The sequence below is a fragment of the Ochrobactrum sp. XJ1 genome (assembly GCF_024701725.1).
In the GTDB taxonomy this organism is placed as follows: Bacteria; Pseudomonadota; Alphaproteobacteria; order Rhizobiales; family Rhizobiaceae; genus Brucella; species Brucella anthropi.
The window spans coordinates 1-8712 of the sequence record NZ_VDGD01000038.1; the positions used below are offsets into that span (position 1 = coordinate 1).

An 8712-nucleotide genomic window follows, 5' to 3' on the forward strand; every position below is an offset into this window, starting at 1 on the left:
AAGTCCACGGCCGCGCCGTAGCGGTCGGCCAGCTCCTGCGCCATCTCCCGCGCCGCCTCTAGCCGCTGCTCGGCCGATAGCTCATGCGGCAAGGCAATCTCGAACTCCCGCGCAACGCGGGCATCCTTGCGCTTCTCGGCAAACTCGGCGGCGTTCCACAAGTCCGACCGATCCCGCGCCCAATCGGCTGAAACGCCTTCGGGCAAGACGATCTCGGCATGTTCAACGCCCTGCTTGCGGCTGAAATCATGCGTGATCCCGTCGCGTTCGTTGGTCAGCTTCTCCCCGGCACGATAAGCCATTGAGGCGACGGCGCTACGGCCGCCCGCCCGCGAAACTGGCTTCATGCTCAAATGGTAGATCGCCAACCCGTTGCCTCGATCTAGTTTCCGCCTTTCCCGCCAGCCTCCAAGCTGGCGGCGCGCTGAGTTGCATAGCAACTCGTAAGTGCGCCCTTCTCAACTCAATCGCTACGCTCTTTCGTCGCTCGGTGTGGCGCTTGCGGCAAGGTCGATGCGATGAACTGAGGCCCTGATTGTGCTGCACAGCTGCCAAAAATTCAAGGTAGCGCATAATCGTGTTTGGTGACGCTGCTTGCATCGGATAGACTTCGGCTCAAATGGGAGTGCAGACCGATGGCAATAGACAGCGCCGGAACACTTGCGTTGCTGATCGACGGCGATAATGCCACCCCGAAAATCATAACCGGGCTGCTGGCTGAGATCGCCAACTATGGCACCGCCAGCGTCAAGCGCATCTATGGCGATTGGACCAAGCCGAACCTCAACGGCTGGAAAGAGTGCCTGCTGGAACACTCGATTCAGCCGGTCCAGCAATTCGCCTATACGACCGGGAAGAACGCAACGGACGGCGCGATGATTATCGACGCGATGGACTTGCTCTATACCGGCCGCTTCTCCGGTTTCTGCATCGTCTCAAGTGATAGCGACTTTGCCCGCCTGGCCGCGCGCATCCGTGAGCAAGGCGTCATCGTCTATGGGTTCGGGGAGCGCAAGACGCCCCGCCCCTTCATCACCGCTTGCGACAAGTTCGTCTATTTCGACGTGCTCAACACGGCCGGGGAACAGAAGGAAGCGGAAGCCGTCACCGCGCCTAAAGCGGCCGCCGCCAAGCCTGCACCGGCGAAAGCGGCACTCGATCGCGCTGCCCTCGACATGCTGGCGAAAGCTGTCACCGCCTCGGCCGACGAAGACGGCCGCGCCAATCTGGCCCGCGTCGGCGCGCACCTGGCGAAACAATCGCCGGATTTCGACGCCCGCAACTATGGCTTTCCCCGCCTCTCCGATCTGGTCGAGGCGTCGGGCATTGTCGAGGTCGAGCGCATTGGCGAAAATCCGAAAATTATCATGGTTCGCCTCAAGGGCGGGCCAACCCCTCGCCCCGCTAGATAGAAGGAAACGACACATGGCGCGCAAGACGATCGAACAGCGGTTGGCCGAGCTGGATGCGCAGCGCGCCACGCTCAAGGCCCGGCTCGGCAAACAGGAGCGCGCCAACGATACCCGCCGCAAGGTGCTGCTCGGCGCGCTCGTTCTGCATCGCCTCGAAAGCGGCAAGGATGAGGAATTTTCCCGACGCCTCCGCGAATGGCTCAAGCGCGAGCTGCCCGACTTCCTGACGCGCCCTGGCGATAAGGAACTCTTTGCCGATCTGATCGCCAACGCGCCGGCCAGGGAGACAACAGACAGCGCCGGGGGGGCCGCCTCATGAATCAGGCGACGTTAGCCTGGGCCGCGTTCAAGAACATGATGCGGCAGGCTGCGCGTGATCCGCTATGGGCGTTCCTATCCCTGCTCGCCCTGCCCTTCCGCATCTGGAAACCGCTTCTCGGGCTTCTGTTCATCCTCATCATAACCCTGTTCGTGGTCGGCTTCGGCGGCCGGTTCTTCCTCGAACAAATGGGGGTCGTCTCAGAAAACGGAAAATAAAGCACGCTAAGCGTGCGTGGAGGCTGGCACCCAGCGGTACAGCGTCGGAATGGACACGCCGAGGTTCTTGGCCACGTCCTTGGGCGGCACCCCGCTGGCCAGCAGCTTCTTGGCCGACTCGATCTTGCTGTCGGTCATCTTCGGCTTGCGGCCGCCTTTGCGGCCGAGCTGCTTGGCGACTTCCAGCCCGGCGCGGGTGCGCTCGACGGTCAGCTCGCGCTCCATTTCGGCAAGGCTCGCCATGACGTGGAAGAAGAACCGCCCGGATGGTGTGCCGGTGTCGATGGAGTCGGTGAGGCTCCTGAACTGGACACCGTGCTTGTGCAGATCGCCGACCAGATCGACCAGTTGCTTGACCGACCGGCCCAGCCGGTCGAGCTTCCAGACGACCAAAGTATCGCCTTCGCGCAGCATTTCGAGCGTCTTGGCCAAGCCAGGCCGGTCTGCCCGCGTGCCACTCACCTTGTCCTCGAAGACCTTTTTACATCCGGCCTTGCTCAAGGCTTCGCGTTGCAGCTCCAGGTTCTGATCCTGCGTCGAGACGCGCGCATAGCCAATCAACATGGCTTGTCTCGCGCCCGGTCGATGCGTTCCTGCATCGCCTGCATCACTTCTTCGTGGGTGTACGATCTGGCGTTGGCGTCGGTGGCTTGCCGCAGGGCTTCCTCAACCTCGCGCGTCATCCGCTCGTAATCCTCCGGCCACAGCGCTTGCTCCATGCGCAGCGACGCCTGACCCAGCAGGTGCAGCAGGCTGAACAGCCGCATGTCGTTGGTGGCGACGATGCGCTCCCGAATCTGCTCCTGAATAGCTTCGCTAGCCCGATGCGCTTGTGGTGTGGCAGTCCCCTCGTAGTCAGCGGGGAATTCCGCTTCCTCGGCAATCCTTGCCCAGGCGCTGGCCAGCGCCTCGATGGTTGACGTGCTCATTTCCGCCGCTCCTGTGCTCTTTGGCGAATCAACCGGCCAAGGGGCCTCGACGCGAAAACCAGCAGCATCACGCCTATCGGATACCAGGTCGAGAAGACCACCAAGGCATCGAAGGCTGGCCGTCCGGTGTTGGTAGGCAGTACGGCGGTCACAGCCATCAACCCGCCGACCGTCCAGATGATGCGCCACACGTAGGGCATCACGCGGGGCACGTAGCCGTCATCGAAAGCGGTCTGGTAGTAGCGGCGCAGGCCGCGCTCGGCAAGCGCCTGGCGCTGCCGCTCCGACAGCGCATCCGTCCGGCCATACCAGCGCCGGAATGGTGGACAGCGCAGCAGCAAAGGGGTGAAGAGGATCATCACCGCCACGATCGCGACACCCCACGCCATGACGGCGCCGGCATCGGGCCGCTTGGCGTTCTCGATCACGGGCGCGAAGACGCCCGGAGCACCGATCATCCAGAACAGCGCAATGTGCTGATGGAAGGAGAGCTTCATTTGCTCATCCACTTGCGCAGCAGGCGCTTTTTCAGGGAGGCGCGTTCTTGCGGGTTGCGTCCCTTGTGATTGGCGATGCGATCCGCCGTGGCGGCCTGGCGCTTGACGGGCCAGTAGGAGCGGCCATCCTTGCCCATCGACCAGACGCTGCTGGCCTGGTTTTCCAGCAGGGGCAGATGGGCGCTCAGGGCTTCGGGCGACGCGCTGGTCAGCGCCGTGCGCTCACGGGTGCGCCAGCGCTGATGCCAGAGCTTCTTGTCCTCGCGCTCGCTGCCGCAGGTCGTGTGCCCGACGATGGGTGTTTTGCGGCGGCTGCGGCTCATAACGTAGTGGTCTCCAAGAACATTCAGGACTGATCCCAGGCGTCGATGGTCAAGACCTGATCGGCAGGACAGGCGGCTACGCGGTCGGGAACTGGATGGTGTTCAGTCTCATGCCGACCCCATTCGATTGATCGCGTCGCTTGCGGCACGCTGCGACGCAAGGAGGTTTGCGACCTGGTTTAGCAGCCGTGTCCGCTGCATGTCTGTTACCTATCTCCCCGACCGCTCATTGGACCAACTCCAGAGATTGGGCTCTATCGCTCAGCCAATACGAAACCGGCATTGGCTGATGCCACAACCGAGACGAACACAAATGGCTCGGTACCTGTATTTCGCGCCCCGTGCACTTGGCCCGGTCTTGCCACGGCTATCTCACCTTCCCTGAGGGCACGAACAATCCCATTGCCCTGAAAGTAATCAGCCATTCCCGACAAAACAGTCCACGTGTCTTGGCCGTGAGGATGAATGTGAGCCGCAATTTCCTGCCCGGGATGGACATGCCAAACCACGATAATTGAGTCTCGGGTTTCAAGCACAACGGAACGAATAGGCTCGCCTTCGGACGGCTGAACATACTCGGCTACAGAAAATATTCTCGATTCAACAGTCATCGGAGATCCCTCTTTCACAGTGCCCCCAGACAGGCTGGATATGAGTTCTAACTCGAATTTGAACGGGAGGCTGGTCGTGCGGTCGTGCAGTTGCCGATGAGCGTGTCGGCTGCTGCCTCCTTGCCCACCAGCGAACTCACGTCCGTTGCGGCCATCCAGAAGGTCTTGCCCGAGCGCGGCTCATAGGTCGCGGGATCGAACACGCCAGAGGGGCCGAACATCGGCGGCTTGATTGGTCATGGCTCCATGCCTTTGTCGTTACGGTCTTCATCGTCGGCATCCTGACGCACGGCGGGCAATTGCTGGAGCAACGCCGGCAGCCATTCCTGTACCGTCTCCCACACCACATCGAGGTTGATGTCGAAATAGCCGTGAGCCATGCGATTACGCATATTGCGCATGCTGCGCCACGGCACGTCGGCATGCGCCTGGGTGAACTCGACGTAGCCATCCATCACCTTTGTGGCCGCCTCGCCGATGACGATCAGGCTCATGATGACGGCCTGCTGGGTGCGCTTGTCGGCCAAGAAGTCGTCCTTGGCCATCCCTTCCACGAAGCTGCGCGCATCGGTTGCGGCCTGCTGAATGTGGTCGAGGTAATCGGGCAGGCGGTTCTCGCTCATATCGGTTGCGCCTCCGCGAGCACCTTGGCCCGGAACTTCGGCGGCAGGTCGCCGGGAGTCAGCAGATCGACGTCAACGCCGAGCAGCGATTTCAGTTCTTCTTCCAAATCGCCCAAGTCCAACAACGTGGCACCGGGCAGCGCATCGACCAACAGGTCGAGGTCGCTGCCATCCCGGTCGGTGCCATGCAGCACCGAGCCGAAGACGCGCGGGTTCGCGGCGCGAAAGCGGCCTACCGCTTCACGCACTGCGCTTCGCTTCATGTCAAGCACAACAGACGGTCGCATGGGCATCCTTTCTTATCGAAACTCGTTGAGATGATATGCAATCAAGAATAGAATTTCAAGAACTATTTTCGAGAATCGCAATGCCTTGATTCCCGTGCCGCGCCGGTTGCCTTGGCGGGCTTGTCACAAACCTACGTTTTCAAGAAGAAGGAAACCGCATGCCCCGCCGTTCGATCCTCTCCGCCGCCGAGCGCGAAAGCCTGCTGGCGTTGCCGGACACCAAGGATGAGTTGATCCGTCACTACACGTTCAGCGAAAGCGACCTCTCCATCATCCGGCAGCGGCGCGGCCCGGCCAATCGGCTGGGCTTCGCGGTGCAGCTCTGCTACCTGCGCTTTCCCGGCGTCATCCTTGGCGCTGATGAGCCACCGTTCCCGCCATTGCTGAGACTGGTCGCCAACCAGCTCAAGGTCGGCATCGAAAGCTGGGACGAGTACGGGCAGCGTGAGCAGACCCGACGCGAGCACCTGGTCGAGCTGCAAACGGTGTTCGGCTTCCAGCCGTTCACGATTGGCCACTACCGGCAGGCTGTCCAGTTGCTGACCGAGCTGGCCATGCAAACCGACAAGGGCATCGTGCTGGCCAGAGCCTTGATGGGGACGATAGAGAAAACGGAAAAAATCGTACGTTAAGCGTACGGCCTGTCAGGTTGAGGCCCTAGAGGTTGCCGGCGAGGCGTCAGAAAATGCTGGAATCGGCCCTATCCTGACGCGGCCCAAGGTTCCGGCCTGACGCCTAGTTAGGGCGTACCGATACGGTACAATTAATTTTTGAAATGGCGACAAACGGCTATTTTCTGGCGGTCGTATCACAGACCAATTCGATGCTATATTTACAATTTAACTGAGCGCTGGCAAGCGTAATGCAATACTACGCTAAGCGAGGCGAGACGATGATGCACAAGCATGGGATGGGCAGATATGTTTTTTGAGGCTGTAAAAAAGTTAACACACTCACATGAAGGGGGTGAAATGGATACACGATTATTTGCATTCGTCGGCGGAGACAGCGGTCTTTGGCGGATCGTTGGAACCGAAACCATAGTTGGCAAGTCACTGCCTGAAGCCAAAAGGCTCAACGTAATATCTGCCTCAGAGTTGCAGCCCGAAACCAATGCACCCTGGGTACTTCGCGGAATAACAAGCAATGAACGGTATGTCATGCGCGAAGAGAAGAACGAAATTGTGGTGAAGCAGCAAGGGCTAGCGCGCCCAGAAGCAACTTGCGCTGCGTTGATACCGATCCGAAAAAACGCAGCTTGGTGGGAATTCACGCAAGACGAGCGCCGGAGCGTTTTCGAAAAGTCGTCAAAGCACATCCAAATCGGGCTCAACTACTTGCCTGCAGTAGCGCGCAAGCTCTACCACTGCCGCGACCTCTCTGAAAATGAACCGTTCGATTTTCTCACTTGGTTCGAGTTCGCGCCAACCCATGAGGCTGAGTTCAACGCATTGCTTTCCGAACTGCGTGCAACAGAGGAATGGAAGTACGTTGACAGAGAAGTCGATATCCGTCTCGTGCGAGAGGCGGCGTAGGTCAATCCCCGGCTGCCCGCTCAGAGGCGTTAGCGGGCAGCCGGCACTGCATCTATTGATTTTGGATAGCTTGGAACCCGGCATTTCACTTGCAATTAATTCGAGCACGCCGCCATGAAATGCGAGCCGCCGCCGTCGATTGCAAGCTCGTTTGCAGATAGCGTGAGCATCAGCGCGCCGTCAGTTGCAGTTAATTCGAGCCGAAAGCGGCGTCGAATGCGAGCACGCCCGTTTTCAAACGCGAGCCGCTACAACTACCTGGTGCCGCCCGCGAAATTCGCCAGCCTCAAGCAGGCCAGCGAATTGCCGCTGGCCGTGGCCACCGATTGCGACCAGTACCTGCATGACCGGCTGACGCTGCTGGAAACGCAGCTCGCCACCGTCAACCGCATGGCGCTGGCCAACGAGCTGCCGGACGCCATCATCACGGAGTCGGGCCTGAAGATCACGCCGCTCGATGCGGCGGTGCCCGATACCGCACAGGCCCTGATCGACCAGACGGCGATGATCCTACCGCACGTCAAGATCACCGAATTGCTGCTGGAGGTAGACGAATGGACGGGCTTCACCCGGCACTTCGCCCACCTGAAGTCAGGCGACCTGGCCAAGGACAAAAACCTGTTGCTGACCACGATCCTCGCCGACGCGATCAACCTGGGCCTGACCAAGATGGCGGAATCGTGCCCCGGCACGACCTACGCCAAGCTGGCCTGGCTGCAAGCCTGGCACATCCGCGACGAAACCTACGGGGCGGCACTGGCCGAGCTGGTCAACGCGCAGTTCCGACATCCCTTCGCCGAGCATTGGGGCGACGGCACCACGTCATCGTCGGACGGCCAGAACTTCCGCACCGGCAGCAAGGCCGAGAGCACCGGCCACATCAATCCGAAATACGGCAGCAGCCCAGGGCGGACGTTCTACACCCATATCTCCGACCAGTACGCGCCGTTCCACACCAAGGTCGTGAACGTCGGCGTGCGCGACTCGACCTACGTGCTCGACGGCCTGCTGTATCACGAATCCGACCTGCGGATCGAGGAGCACTACACCGACACGGCAGGGTTCACGGACCACGTCTTCGCGTTGATGCACCTGCTGGGCTTCCGCTTCGCCCCGCGCATTCGTGACCTGGGCGACACCAAGCTCTACATCCCGAAGGGCGATGCCACCTACGAGGCGTTGAAACCGATGATCGGCGGCACGCTCAACATCAAGCACGTCCGCGCCCATTGGGATGAAATCCTGCGGATGGCCACCTCGATCAAGCAGGGCACGGCGACGGCCTCGCTGATGCTCAGGAAGCTTGGCAGCTACCCGCGCCAGAACGGCCTGGCCGTCGCCCTGCGTGAGCTGGGACGCATCGAGCGCACACTGTTCATCCTGGACTGGCTGCAAAGCGTCGAGCTGCGCCGCCGCGTGCATGCCGGGCTGAACAAAGGCGAGGCGCGCAACGCGCTGGCCCGCGCCGTGTTCTTCAACCGCCTGGGGGAAATCCGCGACCGCAGCTTCGAGCAGCAGCGCTACCGGGCCAGCGGCCTCAACCTGGTGACGGCGGCCATCGTGCTATGGAACACGGTCTATCTGGAGCGGGCCGCGAACGCCTTGCGTGGCCACGGTCAAGCCGTCGATGACGGCCTGTTGCAGTACCTGTCGCCGCTCGGCTGGGAGCACATCAACCTGACCGGCGATTACCTCTGGCGCAGCAGCGCCAAGATCGGCGCGGGCAAGTTCAGGCCGCTACGGCCGCTGCAACCGGCTTAGCGTGCTTTATTTTCCGTTTTCTGAGACGACCCCAAATGGGCTTCGGCCCCGGCTCGGTTCCCTTCATCGCGCTCGATCTCGTCACGCTGCTGGTGCTGGCCGCGATCACCTTCCGGCTAGTCACCAATCCGCTGATTATCCATTTCGGGGATATGGACGGCGAAACCCACGGCTCGGCCCGCTTCGCCACCGACAAG

At 61.0% G+C, this 8712-nt stretch carries 13 protein-coding genes and 2 pseudogenes; 6 read left to right on the forward strand and 9 right to left on the reverse strand.

Features of this window, described 5'->3' with window-relative positions:
* Window positions 1–368, reverse strand: a 368-nt coding sequence (locus tag FG152_RS26670) for a MobA/MobL family protein (RefSeq protein ID WP_498989365.1), incomplete at its 3' end; no start/stop codon positions are given.
* 267 nt (window positions 369–635) lie between these two features.
* On the opposite strand from FG152_RS26670, the gene FG152_RS26675 reads away from it, so the two are divergent.
* From FG152_RS26675 to FG152_RS26685, 3 genes are read left to right on the forward strand one after another with little or no spacing between them, the layout of a single operon-like run.
* Window positions 636–1412: an NYN domain-containing protein gene (locus FG152_RS26675; RefSeq protein WP_030092369.1), complete on the forward strand. Its 777-nt coding sequence runs from the start codon at window positions 636–638 to the stop codon at window positions 1410–1412.
* A 13-nt stretch (window positions 1413–1425) separates the two neighbouring features.
* Window positions 1426–1731, forward strand: a complete 306-nt coding sequence (locus tag FG152_RS26680) for a hypothetical protein (protein ID WP_030092368.1) — start codon at window positions 1426–1428, stop codon at window positions 1729–1731.
* The gene (locus FG152_RS26685) at window positions 1728–1949 is read left to right on the forward strand and encodes a hypothetical protein (RefSeq protein WP_498989369.1); all 222 of its coding nucleotides are present in this window, start codon (window positions 1728–1730) and stop codon (window positions 1947–1949) included. Before FG152_RS26680 ends, FG152_RS26685 begins: the two co-directional genes overlap by 4 nt.
* A 6-nt stretch (window positions 1950–1955) precedes the next feature.
* Here FG152_RS26685 and FG152_RS26690 read toward each other — a convergent pair whose 3' ends face one another.
* From FG152_RS26690 to FG152_RS26725, 8 genes are all read right to left on the reverse strand, one after another.
* On the reverse strand, window positions 1956–2513 hold the full coding sequence (locus tag FG152_RS26690) for a recombinase family protein (protein ID WP_003100847.1): 558 nt from the start codon (window positions 2511–2513) through the stop codon (window positions 1956–1958).
* The gene (locus FG152_RS26695) at window positions 2507–2878 is read right to left on the reverse strand and encodes a hypothetical protein (RefSeq protein WP_003100853.1); all 372 of its coding nucleotides are present in this window, start codon (window positions 2876–2878) and stop codon (window positions 2507–2509) included. Before FG152_RS26695 ends, FG152_RS26690 begins: the two co-directional genes overlap by 7 nt.
* Window positions 2875–3375, reverse strand: a complete 501-nt coding sequence (locus FG152_RS26700; protein ID WP_003100856.1) for a hypothetical protein — start codon at window positions 3373–3375, stop codon at window positions 2875–2877. The genes FG152_RS26695 and FG152_RS26700 overlap by 4 nt, the downstream gene beginning before the upstream one ends.
* Entirely contained in the window at window positions 3372–3698 is a 327-nt protein-coding gene (locus FG152_RS26705; protein WP_003100858.1) for a hypothetical protein, read from the reverse strand. The genes FG152_RS26700 and FG152_RS26705 overlap by 4 nt, the downstream gene beginning before the upstream one ends.
* Window positions 3699–3952: 254 nt before the next feature.
* Entirely contained in the window at window positions 3953–4309 is a 357-nt protein-coding gene (locus tag FG152_RS26710; protein ID WP_003465043.1) for a cupin domain-containing protein, read from the reverse strand.
* Window positions 4310–4356: 47 nt separating this feature from the next.
* On the reverse strand, window positions 4357–4530 hold the full coding sequence (locus FG152_RS26715) for a hypothetical protein (protein ID WP_003154411.1): 174 nt from the start codon (window positions 4528–4530) through the stop codon (window positions 4357–4359).
* A gap of 15 nt (window positions 4531–4545) precedes the next feature.
* On the reverse strand, window positions 4546–4932 hold the full coding sequence (locus FG152_RS26720; RefSeq protein ID WP_003100872.1) for a HepT-like ribonuclease domain-containing protein: 387 nt from the start codon (window positions 4930–4932) through the stop codon (window positions 4546–4548).
* Window positions 4929–5219, reverse strand: coding sequence for a nucleotidyltransferase family protein (locus FG152_RS26725; protein WP_001247892.1), 291 nt, complete (start codon window positions 5217–5219; stop codon window positions 4929–4931). Before FG152_RS26725 ends, FG152_RS26720 begins: the two co-directional genes overlap by 4 nt.
* Window positions 5220–5377: 158 nt before the next feature.
* On the opposite strand from FG152_RS26725, the pseudogene FG152_RS26730 reads away from it, so the two are divergent.
* The 3 genes and pseudogenes from FG152_RS26730 to FG152_RS26740 all read left to right on the forward strand — a co-directional run.
* Window positions 5378–5845, forward strand: a pseudogene (locus FG152_RS26730) (DUF4158 domain-containing protein); the annotation flags it as partial.
* A gap of 345 nt (window positions 5846–6190) precedes the next feature.
* Entirely contained in the window at window positions 6191–6754 is a 564-nt protein-coding gene (locus tag FG152_RS26735) for a chlorite dismutase family protein (RefSeq protein WP_498989383.1), read from the forward strand.
* Window positions 6755–7006: 252 nt separating this feature from the next.
* Window positions 7007–8515, forward strand: a pseudogene (locus FG152_RS26740) (Tn3-like element ISPa38 family transposase); the annotation flags it as partial.
* Between the last annotated feature and the right edge of the window lie 197 nt (window positions 8516–8712).

Excerpts from the sequence above, each read along its gene's own strand:
- FG152_RS26675 (WP_030092369.1), top strand. The coding sequence starts at position 636 with ATGGCAATAGACAGCGCCGGAACACTTGCGTTGCTGATCGACGGCGAT.
- FG152_RS26680 (WP_030092368.1), top strand. The coding sequence starts at position 1,426 with ATGGCGCGCAAGACGATCGAACAGCGGTTGGCCGAGCTGGATGCGCAG.
- FG152_RS26685 (WP_498989369.1), top strand. The coding sequence starts at position 1,728 with ATGAATCAGGCGACGTTAGCCTGGGCCGCGTTCAAGAACATGATGCGG.
- FG152_RS26690 (WP_003100847.1), bottom strand. The coding sequence starts at position 2,513 with ATGTTGATTGGCTATGCGCGCGTCTCGACGCAGGATCAGAACCTGGAG.
- FG152_RS26695 (WP_003100853.1), bottom strand. The coding sequence starts at position 2,878 with ATGAGCACGTCAACCATCGAGGCGCTGGCCAGCGCCTGGGCAAGGATT.
- FG152_RS26700 (WP_003100856.1), bottom strand. The coding sequence starts at position 3,375 with ATGAAGCTCTCCTTCCATCAGCACATTGCGCTGTTCTGGATGATCGGT.
- FG152_RS26705 (WP_003100858.1), bottom strand. The coding sequence starts at position 3,698 with ATGAGCCGCAGCCGCCGCAAAACACCCATCGTCGGGCACACGACCTGC.
- FG152_RS26710 (WP_003465043.1), bottom strand. The coding sequence starts at position 4,309 with ATGACTGTTGAATCGAGAATATTTTCTGTAGCCGAGTATGTTCAGCCG.
- FG152_RS26715 (WP_003154411.1), bottom strand. The coding sequence starts at position 4,530 with ATGTTCGGCCCCTCTGGCGTGTTCGATCCCGCGACCTATGAGCCGCGC.
- FG152_RS26720 (WP_003100872.1), bottom strand. The coding sequence starts at position 4,932 with ATGAGCGAGAACCGCCTGCCCGATTACCTCGACCACATTCAGCAGGCC.
- FG152_RS26725 (WP_001247892.1), bottom strand. The coding sequence starts at position 5,219 with ATGCGACCGTCTGTTGTGCTTGACATGAAGCGAAGCGCAGTGCGTGAA.
- FG152_RS26735 (WP_498989383.1), top strand. The coding sequence starts at position 6,191 with ATGGATACACGATTATTTGCATTCGTCGGCGGAGACAGCGGTCTTTGG.